Origin of the sequence: Kitasatospora sp. NPDC015120 (assembly GCF_043080305.1) — a bacterium.
In the GTDB taxonomy this organism is placed as follows: domain Bacteria; phylum Actinomycetota; class Actinomycetes; order Streptomycetales; family Streptomycetaceae; genus Kitasatospora.
Genome location: NZ_JBIBVJ010000004.1, coordinates 325834 through 342686 on the forward strand (window position 1 = coordinate 325834; position 16853 = coordinate 342686).

Consider the following 16853-nt stretch of genomic DNA (forward strand, 5'->3'; position numbering starts at 1 on the left):
GGTCCAACGAGCGCGGTGCCCGGCCGGTCACGCCCCGACCGGCCGGGCACCGCCGCATGCCCGGCGGCTCACCGGACCGGCGGCTCGCCGGCTCGCCGCGTCACCGGCTCAGCGGCTCAGGGTGTCGATCTCGGCCAGCTCCTCGGCGCTCAGCGGACCGCCCGCCAGCGCGTCGAGGTTCTGGTCCAGCTGCGCCACGCTGCTCGCCCCGATGATCACCGACACCACCCGGGGGTCCCGCAGCACCCAGCTCAGCGCCAGCTGCGCCAGGCTCTGCCCGCGCCGCTCCGCCACCTTGTCCAGCGCCCGCAGCTGCTCCAGCTTCGCCTCGGTGAGCGCCTCCTCGCGCAGGAACTTGCCGATCGACATCCGCGACCCGGCCGGCACCTGCCCCGACAGGTAGCGGTCGGTCAGCAGGCCCTGCGCCAGCGGGGAGTAGGCGATCAGGCTGGTCTGCGTCTCGGCGACCGCGTCCAGCACGCCCTCGTCCTCGACGTAGCGGTTGAGGACGGAGTACGCACACTGGTTCATCAGGACCGGCGTGCCCAGCTCGCGCAGGATCGCCACCGCCTCCCGGTGCTGCTCCGCCGGGTAGTTGGAGATGCCCGCGTACAGCGCCTTGCCCGCCCGGACCGCCGCGTCCAGGGCGCCCATGGTCTCGTCGAGCGGGGTCTGCGGGTCGTAGCGGTGCGAGTAGAAGACGTCCACGTAGTCGAGGCCCATCCGGCCCAGCGACTGGTCCAGGCTGGCCGTCAGGTACTTGCGGCTGCCGCCCTCGCCGTACGGGCCGGGCCACATGTCGTAGCCGGCCTTGGAGGCGATGAACAGCTCGTCCCGGTACGGGCGGAAGTCCTGCGCGAAGAGGTGGCCGAAGTTGCGCTCCGCGCTGCCGTACGGCGGGCCGTAGTTGTTGGCCAGGTCGAAGTGGGTGACACCCCGGTCGAAGGCGCGGCGCAGCACCGCCCGCTGGACGTCGAGCGGCTGGGCGTCACCGAAGTTGTGCCACAGGCCCAGCGAGACGGCGGGGAGCAGCACGCCACTGCGCCCGGCCCGGCGGTAGGTCATCGAGGCATAGCGGTCATCCGCGGCGAGGTAGGTCATGGCGACCATCCTGCCAGCCCGCGGCCCTCCGGGGGTGATCCGTGCCACGGTCCGCCGAGGAGTGCCGCACGGCGCGGGAGGGGACGACGACCACACAGGGCCGTGGACCGCCGGGGGGCGGCCCACGGCCTCACGGCTTCCCCGGGGCGCCGTGGTGACCGGTCGCGGTGACCGGCCGCGGCCGGTCACCGCAGGCTCTGTACCTACTGGTATGTACATTTTCTGTACCCCTGGGTACAGTGACCGGCATGGCAACCCAGGACCGCCTCATCGAGAGCACCCAGGAACTCCTCTGGGAGCGCGGCTACGTCGGCACCAGCCCCAAGGCCATCCAGCAGCGCGCCGGCGTCGGCCAGGGCAGCATGTACCACCACTTCGACGGGAAGCCGGACCTCGCGGCCGCCGCACTGCGCCGCAGCGCCGAGCAGATGCGTGCCGTCGCCGAGGCCGACCTCGCCGGCCCCGGCAGCGCCCACGACCGGGTGGCCGCCTACCTGCGGCGCGAGCGCGACGCCCTGCGCGGCTGCCGGATCGGCCGGATGGCGCAGGACCCGGAGGTGGTCGCCGACCCCCGGCTGCGCGCGCCCGTGGAGGAGACCTTCGACTGGCTGCGCGGCCGGATCGCCGAGGTGATCGCCGACGGCCAGCGGGCCGGTGACCTGCGCCCGGACGCCGATCCCGCCGACCTCGCCGCCGCCGTGGTCGCGGTCGTGCAGGGCGGCTACGTGCTCGCCCGGGCCGCGGACAGCGCCGAGCCCTTCGAGCGGGCCGTGCGCGGCGCGCTCGCCCTGCTCGCCGCCCACCGCCCCGGCCGGGCCGCCGGTCCGTCCTCCTGAGGGAGCCCGCCGTGCACGCCATGCAGTACGAGATCACCCTCCCCGCCGACTACGACATGGGGATCGTCCATCGGAGGATCGCCGGGCGGGGCCACCTGCTCGACGCCCACCCCGGTCTCGGCCTCAAGTCCTACCTCGTCCGCGAGCGCGGGCTCGACGGCTCGCCCGTCAACCAGTACGCGCCGTTCTACCTGTGGCGCACCACCGAGGGCATGAACGCCTTCCTCTGGGGCCCCGGCTTCCGCGCCCTGGCCGCCGACTTCGGCCGCCCCGCCGTGCGGCACTGGCTCGGCGCGGGACTGCGCCGCGGGCCGGCCGCCGACGGCCCCGCCGCGTCCGCGCCCGCCACCGCCACCCGGCAGGCCGAGCGCCTCCCGGAGGGCGCCGACCCCGCCGAGGCCGTCGAGGCCGCCCTCGCCGCGCTGCCGGACCACCCCGGGCTGCACACCGCGGCCGTCGCCGTCGACCCGGCCCGCTGGGAGCTGCTGCGCTTCGCCCTGTGGCACGCCGCCGCCCCGGACACCGTGCCCGGCACCCGCTACCGCGTGCACCACCTCTCCAGCCCCGAGCTCGACCGGCTGCCCGTCGGCCGCCACTGGTGAAAGGACCGCCCCGCCCGATGCACCCCGCCCCCGCCGCCGCCGATCCGACCGCCGCCGATCCGATCGCCGACGAAGATCCGACCGCCGACGGCCTCGGACCCGCCCCGTTCGACCGGGCCGCCGGCTACGCCCTGCTCGCCGAGATCGCCGGGCCGAGGACCGGGGCGGAGACCCTCGGCCCGCTCGACGACCTCGCCCCCGGCTTCCCCGACTGGATCGTCACCGCGCTCTTCGGCGGCACCTACCAGCGGCCCGGGCTGGCCCTGCGTGACCGCCAGGTGGCCAACCTCGCCGCGCTCACCGCGCTCGGCGGCGTGGAGCCGCAGCTCGCCGACCACGTCCGCATCGGCCTGCGGATCGGCCTGACCAGGGAGGAGATCACCGAGGTCCTGGTGCACCTCGCGCCCTACGTCGGCGTCCCCAAGGCCCTGGCCGGGCTGCGGGTCGCCGCCGCGACCTTCGCCGCGACGGCGTGAACACCGCCGCGGCCGCCGTCCGCACCGTCCTCGGCGACCTCGACCCCGCGGAACTCGGGGTCTGCGACGCCCATGACCACCTCTTCCTGCGCAGTCCCGTGCTGCCCGGCGAGGAGCTCGACGACCCCGCCGCCGCCGAGCAGGTGCTGCGCGCCTTCGCGGCGGCCGGCGGCCGGGCGTTCGTCCAGTGGACGCCCGCCGGGATGGGGCGTCGGGCCGGCGCGCTGCCGGAGCTGTCCCGGGCGACCGGGGTCCACCTGGTCGCCGCCACCGGACTCCACCAGGCCGTCCACTACGACCCGGCCGACCTCGAACGGCGCTACGCCGGGCTCGCCGGGTTCTTCACCGCCGAGCTCACCACCGGCCTGCACGGCGCGCCCGCGGGCGTCCGCGCCGGACTGATCAAGGTGGCCGGCGACTTCCACGGGCTGGGCGCCCACACCCGCCGGGTGATGGCGGCCGCCGCCGAGGCGCATCACGCCACCGGTGCGCCGATCGCCGTCCACCACGAACTCGGCACCGCCGCGACGGACGTCCTCGACCTGCTCTGCGACCGTCACGGCGTGCCGCCCGGCCGGGTGATCCTCGGCCACCTCAACCGGCACCCTGATCTCCGGCTGCACCGCCGGCTCGCCGCCACCGGCGCCTTCCTGGCGCTGGACGGCCCCTCCCGCGCGCACCACGCGACCGACCACCACCTCTTCGACACGGTCGCGGCCGTCGTCGAGGCCGGTCACGCGGACCGCCTGCTGCTCGGCGGCGACACCACCACCCGCGGCGCCCGGCACGCCCCGGGCCCCGCCCACCTGCTCACCGCCCTCGCCCCCCGCCTGGCCCGTGAGTTCGGGCCCGGGCTCCCGCACCGCCTCCTCGCCGCCAACCCCGCCCGGGCCTTCGCGGCGCCGTGGCGGGCACCGGCCCCCGGCGGGGCGCCGGCCGGCAGCTGACGGGCGGGCGCCGCCGGCTGCCGGGCGCCGGCCTCACATGTGGGTGCCGCCGTCGATCCGCAGCTCGGTCCCGGTGACGAACGCGCCGTCGTCCGAGGCGAGCATGGCGATCACGCCGGCCACGGTCTCCGGCCCGGCGAAGCCCTGCCCGATCGCGGGGGAGAGCTTGGCGAGGAGGCTGAGGTCCGCGTCGGCCGGCAGGCCCGGGTCGTGGGTCATGCCGCTGTCGATGCTGCCCGGCGCGACGCAGACCGCGCGCAGCCCCTGCCGGGCGTACTCGGCGGCGATCGCGTGGGTGAAGGACTGGATGCCGCCCTTGGTCGCGGCGTAGGCGGCCATGTAGGGGTGGGCGAAGGCCGCCGAGGTGGAGCTGAAGTTCACCACCACGCCCCTGCCGCCCGCGAGCAGCGCGGGCAGCGCCTCGCGGGTCATCAGGAAGGTGCCGGTCAGGTTGACCGCGAGCACCGTGTTCCAGAACTCCAGGCTGGTCTCGTGGGTGTGCGCGGACCGCAGGATGCCGGCCGCGTTGACCAGCACGTCCAGGCCGCCGAGCGAGGCCACGGCCCCGGCGACGCCCGCCCGGACGGCGGCCTCGTCCGACACGTCCAGCACCGCCGTGGTGAGGCGGCCGTCGGTGCCGTCGGCGGCGGCGCGCTCCAGCGTGCCCCTCAGGCCGTTCCCGTCGACGTCGGCCGCGACGACCCGCCCGCCCTCGGCGAGGATCCGGTGCACGGTGGCCCGGCCGATGCCCGAGCCGCCGCCGGTGATCAGGACGTTCCGTCCGCTGAAGCGCTCCATGGTGGTTCTCCGTTCGTTCGTTCCGGTCGTTCGTCCGCGGCCCGCCCCTGGCTGGCACGTTACGCCTATGTGGCACGTTGTGCCAAAAAGTCTCGACGTGCCGCCTCGCGTACCCTGGCCCCGTGACCGGACGCCCCTCCCTGACCCAGCGCCGCCGCGAGAGCACCCGGCTGGAGATCGCCCGGGCGGCGGCCGGCCTGTTCGCCGCGCGCGGGGCCGAGGCCACCACCGCCGAGGAGATCGCCGATGCCGCCGGCATCTCGCTGCGCACCTTCTACCGCTACTTCTCGGAGAAGGAGGACGCCGTCGCCCCGCTGCTCGCGGCCGGCGGCGACCGCTGGGTGCGGCTGTTCACCGAGAGCGCGTCCGGCCTGCCGCTCCGCGAGGCGCTGGAGCGCTCGGCGGCCGAGTCGCTGAGCCCGGCCGACGCGCAGGCCGGTGAGGCCATGCGCTGGACCCGGGAGCTGCTGCGCGACCCCCGCCTCGCCACGGTCTGGCAGCGGGTGCACGCCGACTCCGAGGAGCGGCTGCGGGCCGCCATCGCCGACCGCTGCCCGCCGGGGACCGACGCCCTGGAGATCCGCCTCGCCGCGGCCGCCGCCACCACCGCCATCCGGGTCGCCCTGGAGGAGTGGGCGGCGTCCGGTGCCCCGCCCGCCGGCCCCGGCTCGCCCCGCGAACTCGGGGCCCGCTGCGTGCGCGAACTCACCGCGGGCCTCGGCCTCTGGAACCGCGTCGACTGACCGCGCCCGCGTCACACCCCCCCCGCGCGGCGCCCTCCTCCTCCAGGCCGAGGGCATCACCGCTGGTCGGCGGGGGCGGTCCGGTCCGCGCGGGCGCTAGGCTGAGTGGTCGCGCCCGGGACGAGCGCCTCGTTGCGGACGGGGGAACCGGGGCGGCCCTCCCGGGTGTCCTTCCCCCGGGGGCGGGGGAGTACGAGGCGTGGGAGCGAACACGACATGGGTCTGACGAGCCACAAGGTGCTGGCATTGACCGTCCTGATCGCCCTCGCGGCGATGGCCGGAACGGTCTGGCTGTGGCCGAGACTGTCGAAGCGCAGCTGGCAGGCCGTGCTCGGCCGGATCGGCGCCCTGCTCGCGACCCAGCTGACGGTGCTCGCCGCGCTCGGCCTGGTGGCCAACAACTACTTCGCGTTCTACAGCAGTTGGGACGACCTGCTGGGCACCGGCGACAACGGCCCGGTGGTCATCCAGAACAAGGTGGACGCCTCCGGCCGGCTGCGCGTCGAGACCATCGGCCACGCCGAGGTCCAGGGCGGCGGGGCGCTCGGCCGCGACCCCGGCAAGTCCGGCGAGATCCGCGAGGTCCGCATCGACGGCGCCACCACCCGGCTCTCCACCGAGGGGTACGTCTACCTGCCGCCGCAGTACTTCCAGCCGGAGTACGAGCAGAAGCAGTTCCCGGTGCTGATCGTCAGCACCGGTTTCCCGGGCATCGCCAAGAACCTGGTCACTCGGCTCAACTACCCGGGCGCGGCGCTCAAGCTGCTCCAGGAGGGCCGGATGCAGCCGACCGTGATGGTGCTGGTGCGCCCCTCGCCGGCGCTGCCGCAGGACACCGAGTGCGAGGACGTCCCGGGCGGCGCGCAGTCCGAGACCTACTTCGTCAAGGACGTGCCCTCGGCGCTCCAGGCGACCTACCGGGTGTCGTCCGATCCCCAGGCCTGGGCGTTCATGGGCAACTCGACCGGTGGCTACTGCGCCCTCAAGCTGGCGATGCGCCATCCGGAGGTCTTCCCGACCGCCGTCTCGCTCTCCGGCTACTACCAGGCCGCCGAGGACCCGACCACCGGCGACCTCTTCAAGGGCAGCGCCCAGCGGCGCAACGAGGCCGACCTGATGTGGCGGCTGAAGAACCTCCCGCAGCCGAAGGTCGCGGTGCTGCTGGCCGGCACCAAGCAGGGCGACGGCGACTACCGGCGCGAGACCGAGGCGTTCGTGGCCGCCGCGCACAGCCCGATGAAGGTCTCCTACAGCATGCTGGAGACCGGCGGCCACAACTTCGAGACCTGGAGCCGGCTGCTGCCGTCCTCGCTGGAGTGGATCTCCCAGCACCTGGTCGTTCCGGCCGCCGGCCGGCCGGCCTGACCGGGCCGGGAGCGGCTCCGCGGCCGCGGCGTCAGGCCACCTGCTCCAGGGTACCGGTGTGCAGCTCGCCGACCCGGCCGCCCTCGCCCTCGTACGTCCAGAACGCCCGGACCGTCATCCGGGCCAGGTCCATGACGTGGCTGACGGTGATGCCGCTCACCTCCGTCCAGCTCACGAAGTACACCTGCGGGCCGACCTCGGCGACGTGCAGGGTGACGTCCTCCCACTGGCCCGCCGACTCGCCGAGGCCCTCCCAGCGCAGCCGCTTGCCGTCGGCCGAGTAGGCGTTGCGGAAGGCCGCGCCGTTGTCGACCCGGAACAGGTAGGTGCGGCCGGCGAAGGCGGGCAGGGGCGCGGTCATGGCGGGGCGGGTCTCCTTGTCGGGCGTCGCGGACGGAGCTCCAACCTATCCGACCGCCCCGCCCACCCGGCGCACCTTCCCCCCGGTTCCGCCACACCGGCCGGTCCGCCGCCCCGGCGGGCCGCCGCGAGGGCCCGTCGACCGCGGCCACCCTTCGCCGGGCGGCCGCCGTCGCCGCAGGTCAGACGGCCGGGCGCGGACCGGTCGGCTCGACGACCGGGATCTCGAAGGGCTGCTTGTTGTTCTCCTCGTTGCAGTCGTCGGGGCTGCGCACCGCCACCCAGCCACCGGTCAGGGTGCCGGGGGCCGGGACGGTGGCGGCCAGCCGGACCGGGATGAGCGCCGTCGCGCTGCGGTACGGCGCCAGGCCGGCCGGGAAGGTGCAGCGCACCCGGTGGCCCTCCTGGAAGGCGTAGCAGTTGTCCGGGACGTACGGGCCCTCGGCGGTGACGCCCTCGGGGAGGGTGACCACGACGGTGAACGGCGAGGCCGTGGCGTCCGGGCCGAGGTTGCCGACGAAGGCGTGCACGGTGGTCGTGCCGCCGGGCGTGGCGGCGTCCGGGTCGATCCCGATCGCGACGAGGTCGGAGTCCGACGGCTGGACGGCCGAGGCCGGATCGGCGGCCGCAGCCGCGCCGGCCGCGCCGCCCGGACCCGCCGAGGCCGGACCCGCCGAGGCCGTGCCCGCAGAAGACGGCCCCGCAGAAGCCGGACCGTCCGTCGTGCCCGCCTCCGCAGCCGCCTCCTCGCCGGTCTCCCCGGCCGGATCGGCCGCCGGCTCCGCCGCAGGGGCGCTCGCCCCAGGCGCGAGCGCCTTGTCCTCCGGCGCGCAGGTGTCCGCCCACGCCTGCCCGGCGGCCAGTGCCACCACCGCGCACCCCACTGCCATCGATCTGCCGAGGAGACCTCGAACGGATCCGCTGCGGGCCATCCCGCTCACCCTGCCCTCCGTGTCCGGCGCCCCGCGCCGTCGCGGGCCGCGTCCGCTCCAGCGTCACCGACGGGTCCGCCGGGGCCGGGGCAACCCCGGGGCAACCCGCCCTCGGGTGGCTCGAACGGGCGAACGCCCGTCGCGCAGCCGGCCGCCCTTGGCGCCGGGACCGCGGCCGGGCGGGGAGCCGGGCCGTCAGGGAGCCAGGACCTGCCCGAGCCGGGCGGCGATCCCCTGCATCACCGGCACCAGGGACGCCGCGCCGGCCCGCTCCTCCAGCGCCCGGATCCGGGCCTCCGGGCCGGAGACCGAGAGCGCCGCCGGGGTCGGCGAGCCGGGGACGGCGAGCGCGATGCAGCGCACCCCGATCTCCTGCTCCTGGTCGTCCACCACGTAGCCGTGCTCGCGCGCCCCGGCCAGCCGCCGCATCAGCTCCTGCGGATCGGTCACCGTGTGCGGGGTGAGTGCGGGCAGCGGTCCGGGGCCGAGGACGGCGCGGGCCTCCTCCGCCGGCAGCTGTGCCAGCAGCGCCTTCCCGACGCCGGTGCAGTGCGGCTGCACCCGGCGGCCGACCTCGGTGAACGTCCGCATCGAGCGCCGGGACTGCACCTGGCCGACGTACACCACCTCGCCGCCCTCCAGCACCGCCAGGTTGGCGGTCTCGCCGGTGGCCTCCATCAGCTCCGCCAGGTAGGGGCGGGCCCAGTTGCCGAGCAGCCGGCCGGCGGTCTCGCCGAGCCGGATCAGCCGGGGGCCGAGGGTGTAGCGCCGGGTGGCGTCCTGGCGGACGTAGCCCTGCTGGACGAGGGTGCGGACCAGGCGGTGGATGGTCGGCATGGGCAGGCCCGAGGAGGTGGACAGCTCGCTGAGCGTCGCCACGCCGCCCGCGTCGGCGAGCGCCTCCAGCAGCTGGAAGGCCCGCTCGACGGACTGGACCCCGCCGCTCGCGCGCTCGGTCGTCGTTCGCTCCGTCCTCGGTCCCCCGGTCGCCGTTCCCCCGGTCGTCGTTCCCTCGGTCGTCGTTCCCTCGGTCGTTCGCTCCGTGCCGTCGGAGGAGGTCGGGGCCACCGGCGTTCCCTTCCCGTCGGAATTCTGCATCGTGGAAACAAGGATCCACCCTACAGAATCGCGTCCTTCTCCCGGGGCTGTGCGGGTCAGGGCTTCGACGCCGCCGCCGGGCTCAGGACCGGTCGCGGGCCAGCGCGTCGCCCAGCCCGCTGCGCCGGTAGAGCACCCGGCGGCCGTGCCGGGTGCGCTCCAGCAGCCCGGCCGCCGCCAGCGCGCCCAGGTGCCGGCTGACCGCGCCCGGCGTCACGCCCAGCCGGTGGGCGAGTTCCGTGGTGGCGGCCGGGGCCGCCAGCAGCATCAGCAGCCGCGCCCGGGCCGGGCCGATCAGCCCCACCAGCCCGGCGGGTGCGCCGGCCGCGCCGGCCGCGCCGGCCGCGTCCGCCGCTCCCGGCGCACCGGCGGACCCCGGCAGGCCCTCCGCCATGGTGGCCCGGCCGCGCGCCGGATAGGTGATCAGCGGCGGGCCGTCCTGGGTGATGTCGGTCTGCGCGCCGCGCCCGCCCAGCGTCGGGATCAGCACCAGCCCCCGCCCGGCCACGTCCACCACCGAGGTGCCCAGCGCCACGACCACCGGAGTGCTGTCGACCAGCCGCAGCACTCCGTCCCGCCAGGAGATCCGGCCGTCCAGGTCCGCGAACAGCCCCTCCGCGCCGCGCTCGGAGAGCAGCCGGGCCCGGTACGCGAGGTCCGCCTCCAGCACCGACCGTGCCCTCGGCCACCACGCGGGGGCCAGGCACCGCGCCCAGTACGCCGCCAGCGCCTCCGCCGCCCGGGCGGTCAGCGCGGCCAGCGCCGCCGGGTCGTCGACCGCCGCCGCCAGCACCGGCGGCAGCGGGCACCCGCCGCCCGGGTAGGCGGCCAGCAGATCCGCCCGCACCACCTCCGCGGGGGTGCGGGCCATCCGGGCGAGCTCGTCCTCGAAGGCCGGCCGGGGCACCGCCGGACGGGGCGTCAGGAAGTCCGGCACGAAGCCGTTCGGCGCGGTCAGCACGTCCAGCAGTTCGGTGTCCAGGGCGGCGTAGCGGTCCCGCCAGCCGGCGATCCACGGCTGCTGCTCCGGGTAGTACGACGGCCGGCGGCGGGCGCGCAGGCCCAACACCGCCTCCTGCAGCGGGGAGTAGGCGAACCAGGTGGCGGCGAGGTCCTCGACGCCGAGACGGAACTCGAACATTGACCGTAACGGTAAAAGAATTCCGCCCGCCCGGGAACCCCGCTGTGCTTCTGCCATGACCTCCTCCGCCCCGGCGGGGGCGCGCCCGCGTGCCCTCGGCCGCCGCCTGCTGCCCGCCGGTCCACTGCTGCGCGGACTCGTGCTGATGACCCTGGTGAACGCCGTCGGCGACGGGCTGTTCGTCACCGTGAACGTGCTGTTCTTCACCCGCTCGCTCGGCCTGACACCGGGTTCGGTGGCGCTCGGCCTCACCGTCGCCGGGGTGTGCGGGGTGTTCGCCGGGGTGCCGATGGGGCGGCTCGCCGACCGGACCGGGAGCAGGCGGCTGCTGCTGGTGCTCGGCCCGCTGGAGGCGGCGGCGGTGCTCGGCTACGCCTTCGTGCGCTCCTTCGCCGCCTTCGTGGTGCTGGCCTGCGTGGCCACGGTGCTGTCGCGCGGGGCGGCGGCGGTGCGCAGCGCGCTGATCGCGCGGGCGCTGCCGGCCGAGGGGCAGGTGCGGTCGCGGGCGCTGCTGCGCTCGGTGGCGAACGCGGGCCTGGTGGTCGGCTCGGGCGGCGCGGCGCTCGCCCTGCAGGCGGACTCCTACGCCGGGTACGTGACGGTGCTGGCGCTGGACGCGGCGAGCTTCCTGGGGGTGACCGCGCTGCTGGCGGGGCTGCCGGTTCCCGCGGCGCCCGCCCCCGGGGAGCCGGTGCGCGGCGGTGCGGCGGGCGGGCGCCGGACGGCGCTGGGGGACCGCCGCTATCTGCTGGTCACCGCGCTGCACGCCGTTCTGGAGCTGCAACTCGCCGTGCTGACCGTCGGATTGCCGCTGTGGATCGTGCTCGGGACACGGGCCCCGGCCGCGCTGGTCGCGGCGGTGAACGTGGTCAACTGCCTGCTGGTGGTGCTGTTCCAGGTGCGGGCGAGCCGGGGGGTGACGGACGTCCGGTCGGCGGCCCGGGCCTGTGCGGTCGGGGCGCTGCTGCTGGCGGCCGGCTGCGCGGGCTACGCGGCGGCGCAGTACGGCCCGGCCTGGGCGGCCGGTGCGGCGCTGCTGGCCGCTGCGCTGGTGCACACGCTGGGTGAGCTGCTGACCTCCGCGGGCGGCTGGACGCTCAGTCTGGACCTGGCGGACCCGCGGGCGCACGGTGAGTACCAGGGGGTGTTCCTGAGCGGGCAGGCGGCCGCGCATGTGATCGGGCCGCTGGTGGTCACGCTGACGGCGGTGGACCACGGGGCGGCCGGCTGGCTGGTGCTGGCGGGGCTGTTCGCACTGGCCGGGCCCGCGCTGCTGCCGGCCGTGCGAGGGGCGGCGGTCGCGCCCGCGCCGGCGGCCCCGTGAGCCGGACCGGTGCCGGCGCCCCACGGGGGTGGGAGCCGGCGCCGGTCTTCCGCTGTCACCCGCTGGCGCCGTCACCCGGCGCGGTCCGCCAGCTCCTTGGCGGCCAGGGCGCAGGAGCGCGCGATCCGCTCCTCGTCCGCCGTGGTCAGCCGGCCGTCCTCGACGACGGTGTTGCCGTTGACGAGGAGGGCGGCCAGCGGCGGCAGCGCGCCGAGGACGAGCGCGGCCACCGGGTCGGCGACCGAGGAGTGCATCAGGCCGTCGACCTTCCACAGCGCGAGGTCGGCGAGCTTGCCGGCCTCGATCGAGCCGATCTCGTCCTGGCGCCCGAGCACCCGGGCGCCGCCCATGGTGCCCAGCCGCAGCGCCTGGCGGGTGGTGAGCGCCTTCGGGCCGCCGTGCAGGCGGTTGACCAGCAGGGCGTTGCGCAGTTCGGTGCCGAGTTCGCCGGACTCGTTGGAGGCGGTGCCGTCGACGCCGAGGCCGACCGGGACGCCGGCCGCCAGCATGTCGGGCACCCGCGCCGTCCCGGCGGCCAGGCGGGCGTTGGAGGACGGGCAGTGCGCGACGCCGGTGCCCGTCGCGGCGAACTTGGCGATGTCGGAGTCGTCCAGGTGGACGCAGTGCGCCATCCAGACGTCCTCGCCGAGCCAGCCGACCGACTCGAAGTAGTCGGTGGGGCCCATGCCGAACTGCTTCCGGCAGTACGCCGCCTCCTCGGCCGTCTCGGAGCCGTGGGTGTGCAGCCGCACGCCCTTGCGGCGGGCGAGCTCGGCGGACTCGCGCATCAGCCGGGTGGAGACCGAGAACGGCGAGCAGGGCGCCAGGGCGATCCGCAGCATGGAGCCGGGGGAGGGGTCGTGGTGGCGGTCGACGGCCTCCTCGGAGGCGGCCAGGATGGCGTCGGGCTCCTCGACGGCGTGGTCCGGGGGCAGGCCGCCGTCGCTCCTGCCCCGGTCCATGGAGCCGCGCGAGGCGGTGAACCGCAGACCGAGTTCGCGCACCGCCTCGATCTCGGCGCCGAGGAGGTCGCCGCCGCCGCGGGGGAAGACGTAGTGGTGGTCGGCGGCGGTGGTGCAGCCGGACCTGAGCAGCGCGGCGGCGGAGCCCAGGGCGGCGGTGTGCACCAGCCGGTCGTCGATCCGGGCCCAGGAGGGGTAGAGGGCGACCAGCCAGTCGAAGAGGACGTCGTCCTGGGCGAGGCCGCGGGTGATCCACTGGTAGAAGTGGTGGTGGGTGTTGACCAGGCCGGGGGTGAGCAGGTGGCCCTCGGCGTCGATCCGGCGGGCCGCGCCGTCCGGCCGGGTGGGGGCGGGGCCGTCGCCGACCGCCTCGATCCGGTTGCCGAGGACGACCACGTGGCCGCGGGCGTACTCGGTGCCGTGGGCGTCGACGGTGGCGATCGCCGCGTTCTCGATGACGGTCCGCCGGTCGGCGGGCGGGGGCTGGACTGCCATGGGGTGGCTCCAAGTGGTCAGGTGACCGGGATGACCGGGACGACGCCCTCGCGGTGCACGGTGCCCTCGATGAGGCCGTACATCCGGTCGGCGGCGTAGTAGACCTCGTCGTCGTTGTGCAGGCCGAACGGCTCCAGGTCGACCAGGAAGTGGTGCTTGTTGGGGAGTTCGAGGCGGATCTCGTCGACCTCGGCGCTGTGGTCGAGGACGTGGGTGCCCATCGCGTGCAGGGTCTGCTGCAGCGAGTGGGAGTAGGTGCCGGCGAAGGCCTCCAGCAGCTGCCGCTTCACCCGGGCGTAGCAGTGGTCCCAGTGCGGCGCGCTGTCGTCGTCGCGGCCGGTGTGGCCGTACCTCCAGCGGGCGGTGACCTGGGTGGCGAGGATCCGGTCGCGGGCCTCCTGGAGGGTGGTGTAGCGGTCCTTGAGGTAGCCCCGGAACTCCGAGCCGGTGGAGTTCAGCACGACCAGGTCCCTGAGGCCGGAGATCACCCGGACGGACGCGCCGTCGTAGCCGATCTCGGCGGTGCGGGTCTCCTGGCCGCTGCGGACGAAGGAGTGGCCGGTCCCCTCCCCTCCGTCGGCCGCGGGGATCCGCTCCCAGGCGTACTCCTCGATCCGGACCCGGGCCCGGTGGACGACGCCGCGCTCGGTGTCGTCCACGAAGTGCCGGGCCAGCAGGATGCCGAAGTCCTCGGCGGAGTCGATGCCGTACTGCTTGGCGAAGGCGAAGACGGTGTTCTTGACGGTGTCGGTGGGCAGGCAGTCGGCGTTGGACCCGTGGAGGTGGACGTCCTCGAACGCTCCGGAGAGGGAGACCGAGACGTTCAGGTCCTTGATCTCGTGGCGGGCGCTGCCCCGGCGGACGTGCACGATGCGGTTCTCCGCCTTGCCGTACTGGTTCTGGCCGAGCACGTGGGCCATGAGGGGTCCCCTGTCAGTGGGTGGGCCTAGCTTCCGCGGTAGACCGAGTAGCCGAACGGGTTCAGCAGCAGCGGCACGTGGTAGTGGTGCTGCCCGGGCGCCACGGTGAGGACGACCGAGACCTCCGGGAAGAACGGCGGGTCGCCGCCGGCCGTCCGCGCGAGGTGGGCGGCGGTGTCGAAGACCAGCCGGACGACCGAGCCGGCCGCCACGGCCGGGAGGTCCCGGGCCCGGCCGTCGGAGTCGGTGGCGGTGGTGCCGAGCACCTGCCAGCCGTCCGCGGTGCGCAGCGCCAGCTCCACCGGGACGCCCTCGGCGGGGCGGCCGAGGCTGGTGTCGAGCACATGGGTGGAGATGCCGGTCATGGGGGTGGCCTCACGGGTGGGGGGCGACGGGCCGTCAGGGGCCGTCGAGCAGGCGGGCGATGCGGAGGTCATTGATCTTCCGTAGCTCTCCTCGGGCGATCTCCGTCTCGGTGGCGGGGTCATGGGCGTGGCGCTCGCGCAGCGCGGCGAGCACGGTGGCCGCGGTGCGGCCGGTCGCGCAGATCAGGAACACATGGCCGAACTTGGCCTCGTAGGCGGCGTTCGCCCGGTCCAGCTCGTCGAGCAGGGCCCGGTCGGCCCCGCGGATCCGGGACTGTTCGCGTTCGGCGGTGGCGTCGCCCGCCCCGGGTGCGCCGATCCGGGCGTGGCCGGCCATCGCCTCGCGCAGGTCGGCGGCGGAGAGTGCGGCCGTCGCCTCGGCGGCGGCGTCCAGCAGGGCCCGGCGGTCCCGCCACGGGCGGGTCGCGGCGACGGCCTCGGCCCAGGCGGGGCTGGCGCACACGTCCAGGAGGGTCGCCCTCAGCCCGGCGGCGTCCGCGGCCGCCAGGGCGTGCAGGACGTCCGGGTCATGAGGGCGGTCGGTCACGCGTGGACCTCCTGGGGACTGGTGCCACCACCCGCACAAGGTAGGTCGGCCCGGTCGGGTCGGCAACACGTCGGTGAACCTTTGGTGCCGACGTCCCCGGCGGGCCCGCTCGCCGGGCGGATTCTGTGCGATGAGACAAGTGTGCCCCGGTTCGGGCCCCGATCCGGTTCGACTTCGAACCGCCCTTGAGGCGGTCGTCCCCGGTGGAGCGGGGCGCCGCCCGGCGCCGCCCCGCTCCGGGGCGGCGCCCTCGGGCCTCGCCTCGTCCGGTCCGAGGGGGCCCGGTCACGGGCTCCACCGTCCGTCGCACCCGCTCACGTCGGGGTCCGTCGTCGGCCCCCGCCCGCCGGACGCCGCCCGGCCCGCCGTCCGAGCGGTCGACGGGCGTCCGAAGGCGGGCTCCAGCGCTCACGGACCGGGGCGGTACGGCGCTTCCCCGGTCCGTGGCAGGCTCGTGAGGGGGAGTGACGGCCGGAAGCCGCCGGTCGCCCCCCGCCCCTGCTGGACGAACCCGACCGGTTTCCGGAAGTGAGGCCCACGCCATGCCCGCCGACCCCCGCCAGGGCCATGTGGTCGTAGCGCCCGACAAGTTCAAGGGCACCCTGGAGGCCGCCGAGGCGGCCGCCCGGATCGCCGCCGGCATCCGCCGCGCCGCCCCCGGGACCGAGGTGCGCGAACTGCCCGTCGCCGACGGCGGCGAGGGAACGCTGGCCGCCGCCCTCGCGGCCGGCTTCACCAGGGTCCCGGTGGAGGTGACCGGCCCCACCGGGCTGCCGGTGGACGCCGCGTTCGCCGTCCACGGCGGGACGGCCGTGGTCGAACTCGCCCAGGCCGCCGGCCTGGCCCGGCTCCCCGGCGGCCGGCCCGCCCCGCTGTCGGCCGGCTCCGCCGGGGTCGGCACCTTGATCGTCCGGGCCCTCGACGAGGGCGCCCGGCGGATCGTGCTCGGCCTCGGCGGCAGCGCCTGCACCGACGGCGGGGCCGGGCTGCTCCAGGCGCTGGGGGTGTCCCTGCTGGACGCCGATGGCACCGAACTGCCGTCCGGCGGAGCGGCGTTGCGACGGCTGGCGCGGCTGGACCCCGGCCCGTCGGCCCGCGTCCTGGCGGGCGTCGAGGTGGTGGTGGCCTGCGACGTCGACAACCCGCTGCTGGGCCCGCGCGGCGCCGCGGCCGTCTACGGTCCGCAGAAGGGCGCGAGCGCCGAGGACGTGGCGGTGCTGGAGGAGGGCCTGACCCGCTTCGCCGACGTGGTCGCGGCGACGGTCGGCCGGGACGTCCGTGACGCACCCGGCGCCGGGGCGGCGGGCGGGGTCGGATTCGCCGCGCTGGCCCTGCTGGGCGCCACCGTGCGGCCCGGCATCGGGCTGCTGCTCGACCTGCTGGGCTTCGACGCGGCGGTGCGCGGGGCACGTCTGGTCGTCACCGGCGAGGGCTGCCTGGACGCGCAGACGCTCCACGGCAAGGCCCCCGCCGGGGTGGCCGCGGCCGCCGCGCGGGCGGGGGTCCCGGTGGCCGCCGTGGCCGGACGGGTGGAGCTGTCCGAACGCGAGTGGCGGGAGGCCGGCTTCGTGGCCGCCTACGCGCTGGGCGAGCTGGGCAGAGGCCCGTCGGACGCCCCGGCCAAGGCCGGAGAGCTGGCCGAGGTCGCGGGGGAGCGGCTGGCGGCGGACCTCCTGCACGGCTGACGCCGCCCCCCGCCCGGCGCCGTCCGTTCCCTTGACGCCCGGTCGGAGGCGGCCCTACGCTCCGGGCCCGCCCTTCGACCGGGCGGACCTCGTCGAGCCGCCCCGCCGCCCTGCCGCGCCCTGCACCGCCCTGCCGCGCCCTGCACCGCCGCACCG

General features: G+C 76.1%; 18 protein-coding genes. 8 read left to right on the forward strand and 10 right to left on the reverse strand.

Features of this window, described 5'->3' with window-relative positions:
• Positions 1-108: 108 nt before the first annotated feature.
• Entirely contained in the window at positions 109-1101 is a 993-nt protein-coding gene (locus tag ACF1AK_RS13140) for an aldo/keto reductase (RefSeq protein WP_391498870.1), read from the reverse strand.
• A 248-nt stretch (positions 1102-1349) separates the two neighbouring features.
• On the opposite strand from ACF1AK_RS13140, the gene ACF1AK_RS13145 reads away from it, so the two are divergent.
• Genes ACF1AK_RS13145 through ACF1AK_RS13160 form a run of 4 tightly spaced genes read left to right on the forward strand, consistent with a single transcriptional unit; the run spans position 1350 to position 3962 of the window.
• Positions 1350-1937 (forward strand): TetR/AcrR family transcriptional regulator, encoded by a 588-nt coding sequence (locus tag ACF1AK_RS13145; protein WP_391498871.1) that lies wholly within the window; start codon positions 1350-1352, stop codon positions 1935-1937.
• Between the two features lie 11 nt (positions 1938-1948).
• Positions 1949-2539, forward strand: a complete 591-nt coding sequence (locus ACF1AK_RS13150; protein WP_391498872.1) for a DUF4865 family protein — start codon at positions 1949-1951, stop codon at positions 2537-2539.
• Positions 2540-2556: 17 nt separating this feature from the next.
• Positions 2557-3015 carry a carboxymuconolactone decarboxylase family protein gene (locus ACF1AK_RS13155; RefSeq protein ID WP_391498873.1) on the forward strand — a complete coding sequence of 153 codons (459 nt, stop codon included), beginning with the start codon at positions 2557-2559 and terminating at the stop codon, positions 3013-3015.
• Positions 3012-3962, forward strand: a complete 951-nt coding sequence (locus ACF1AK_RS13160) for a phosphotriesterase (protein ID WP_391498874.1) — start codon at positions 3012-3014, stop codon at positions 3960-3962. Before ACF1AK_RS13155 ends, ACF1AK_RS13160 begins: the two co-directional genes overlap by 4 nt.
• A 33-nt stretch (positions 3963-3995) precedes the next feature.
• Here the strand turns inward: ACF1AK_RS13160 and ACF1AK_RS13165 are convergent, their stop codons facing one another.
• The gene (locus tag ACF1AK_RS13165; protein WP_391498875.1) at positions 3996-4760 is read right to left on the reverse strand and encodes an SDR family NAD(P)-dependent oxidoreductase; all 765 of its coding nucleotides are present in this window, start codon (positions 4758-4760) and stop codon (positions 3996-3998) included.
• A 122-nt stretch (positions 4761-4882) separates the two neighbouring features.
• Here ACF1AK_RS13165 and ACF1AK_RS13170 point away from each other — a divergent pair, with 122 nt between their 5' ends.
• Together ACF1AK_RS13170 and ACF1AK_RS13175 are read left to right on the forward strand one after the other, a co-directional pair.
• Positions 4883-5503, forward strand: coding sequence for a TetR/AcrR family transcriptional regulator (locus tag ACF1AK_RS13170; protein WP_391498876.1), 621 nt, complete (start codon positions 4883-4885; stop codon positions 5501-5503).
• A gap of 216 nt (positions 5504-5719) precedes the next feature.
• Positions 5720-6868 (forward strand): alpha/beta hydrolase, encoded by a 1149-nt coding sequence (locus ACF1AK_RS13175; RefSeq protein WP_391498877.1) that lies wholly within the window; start codon positions 5720-5722, stop codon positions 6866-6868.
• 31 nt (positions 6869-6899) lie between these two features.
• Here ACF1AK_RS13175 and ACF1AK_RS13180 read toward each other — a convergent pair whose 3' ends face one another.
• The 4 genes from ACF1AK_RS13180 to ACF1AK_RS13195 all read right to left on the reverse strand — a co-directional run bounded on the left by ACF1AK_RS13180 (position 6900) and on the right by ACF1AK_RS13195 (position 10399).
• Entirely contained in the window at positions 6900-7229 is a 330-nt protein-coding gene (locus tag ACF1AK_RS13180; protein WP_380297982.1) for a hypothetical protein, read from the reverse strand.
• 181 nt (positions 7230-7410) lie between these two features.
• Positions 7411-8118, reverse strand: coding sequence for a hypothetical protein (locus tag ACF1AK_RS13185; RefSeq protein ID WP_391498878.1), 708 nt, complete (start codon positions 8116-8118; stop codon positions 7411-7413).
• A 237-nt stretch (positions 8119-8355) separates the two neighbouring features.
• Positions 8356-9228, reverse strand: coding sequence for an IclR family transcriptional regulator (locus tag ACF1AK_RS13190; RefSeq protein ID WP_391498879.1), 873 nt, complete (start codon positions 9226-9228; stop codon positions 8356-8358).
• A 112-nt stretch (positions 9229-9340) separates the two neighbouring features.
• Positions 9341-10399, reverse strand: coding sequence for a helix-turn-helix domain-containing protein (locus tag ACF1AK_RS13195; protein ID WP_391498880.1), 1059 nt, complete (start codon positions 10397-10399; stop codon positions 9341-9343).
• Between the two features lie 55 nt (positions 10400-10454).
• Here ACF1AK_RS13195 and ACF1AK_RS13200 point away from each other — a divergent pair, with 55 nt between their 5' ends.
• Positions 10455-11723 carry an MFS transporter gene (locus ACF1AK_RS13200; protein WP_391498881.1) on the forward strand — a complete coding sequence of 423 codons (1269 nt, stop codon included), beginning with the start codon at positions 10455-10457 and terminating at the stop codon, positions 11721-11723.
• A gap of 71 nt (positions 11724-11794) precedes the next feature.
• Here the strand turns inward: ACF1AK_RS13200 and ACF1AK_RS13205 are convergent, their stop codons facing one another.
• The 4 genes from ACF1AK_RS13205 to uraD are packed head-to-tail and all read right to left on the reverse strand — an operon-like array spanning position 11795 to position 15012.
• Complete coding sequence (locus ACF1AK_RS13205) at positions 11795-13180, reverse strand: 8-oxoguanine deaminase (protein ID WP_391498882.1); 1386 nt, start codon at positions 13178-13180, stop codon at positions 11795-11797.
• A 17-nt stretch (positions 13181-13197) separates the two neighbouring features.
• Positions 13198-14100: a factor-independent urate hydroxylase gene (gene pucL / locus ACF1AK_RS13210; RefSeq protein WP_391498883.1), complete on the reverse strand. Its 903-nt coding sequence runs from the start codon at positions 14098-14100 to the stop codon at positions 13198-13200.
• A 26-nt stretch (positions 14101-14126) separates the two neighbouring features.
• Positions 14127-14465, reverse strand: coding sequence for a hydroxyisourate hydrolase (gene uraH, locus ACF1AK_RS13215; protein WP_391498884.1), 339 nt, complete (start codon positions 14463-14465; stop codon positions 14127-14129).
• A 34-nt stretch (positions 14466-14499) separates the two neighbouring features.
• Entirely contained in the window at positions 14500-15012 is a 513-nt protein-coding gene (uraD, locus tag ACF1AK_RS13220) for a 2-oxo-4-hydroxy-4-carboxy-5-ureidoimidazoline decarboxylase (RefSeq protein ID WP_391498885.1), read from the reverse strand.
• Positions 15013-15554: 542 nt separating this feature from the next.
• Between uraD and ACF1AK_RS13225 the strand changes: the two genes are divergently transcribed.
• Positions 15555-16697, forward strand: a complete 1143-nt coding sequence (locus ACF1AK_RS13225) for a glycerate kinase (protein WP_391498886.1) — start codon at positions 15555-15557, stop codon at positions 16695-16697.
• The last annotated feature ends 156 nt before the right edge of the window (positions 16698-16853 follow it).

Excerpts from the sequence above, each read along its gene's own strand:
- ACF1AK_RS13185 (WP_391498878.1), bottom strand. The coding sequence starts at position 8,118 with ATGGCAGTGGGGTGCGCGGTGGTGGCACTGGCCGCCGGGCAGGCGTGG.
- ACF1AK_RS13200 (WP_391498881.1), top strand. The coding sequence starts at position 10,455 with ATGACCTCCTCCGCCCCGGCGGGGGCGCGCCCGCGTGCCCTCGGCCGC.
- ACF1AK_RS13225 (WP_391498886.1), top strand. The coding sequence starts at position 15,555 with ATGCCCGCCGACCCCCGCCAGGGCCATGTGGTCGTAGCGCCCGACAAG.
- ACF1AK_RS13155 (WP_391498873.1), top strand. The coding sequence starts at position 2,557 with ATGCACCCCGCCCCCGCCGCCGCCGATCCGACCGCCGCCGATCCGATC.
- ACF1AK_RS13205 (WP_391498882.1), bottom strand. The coding sequence starts at position 13,180 with ATGGCAGTCCAGCCCCCGCCCGCCGACCGGCGGACCGTCATCGAGAAC.
- ACF1AK_RS13140 (WP_391498870.1), bottom strand. The coding sequence starts at position 1,101 with ATGACCTACCTCGCCGCGGATGACCGCTATGCCTCGATGACCTACCGC.
- ACF1AK_RS13165 (WP_391498875.1), bottom strand. The coding sequence starts at position 4,760 with ATGGAGCGCTTCAGCGGACGGAACGTCCTGATCACCGGCGGCGGCTCG.
- ACF1AK_RS13175 (WP_391498877.1), top strand. The coding sequence starts at position 5,720 with ATGGGTCTGACGAGCCACAAGGTGCTGGCATTGACCGTCCTGATCGCC.
- ACF1AK_RS13180 (WP_380297982.1), bottom strand. The coding sequence starts at position 7,229 with ATGACCGCGCCCCTGCCCGCCTTCGCCGGCCGCACCTACCTGTTCCGG.
- ACF1AK_RS13195 (WP_391498880.1), bottom strand. The coding sequence starts at position 10,399 with ATGTTCGAGTTCCGTCTCGGCGTCGAGGACCTCGCCGCCACCTGGTTC.
- ACF1AK_RS13145 (WP_391498871.1), top strand. The coding sequence starts at position 1,350 with ATGGCAACCCAGGACCGCCTCATCGAGAGCACCCAGGAACTCCTCTGG.
- pucL (WP_391498883.1), bottom strand. The coding sequence starts at position 14,100 with ATGGCCCACGTGCTCGGCCAGAACCAGTACGGCAAGGCGGAGAACCGC.
- uraH (WP_391498884.1), bottom strand. The coding sequence starts at position 14,465 with ATGACCGGCATCTCCACCCATGTGCTCGACACCAGCCTCGGCCGCCCC.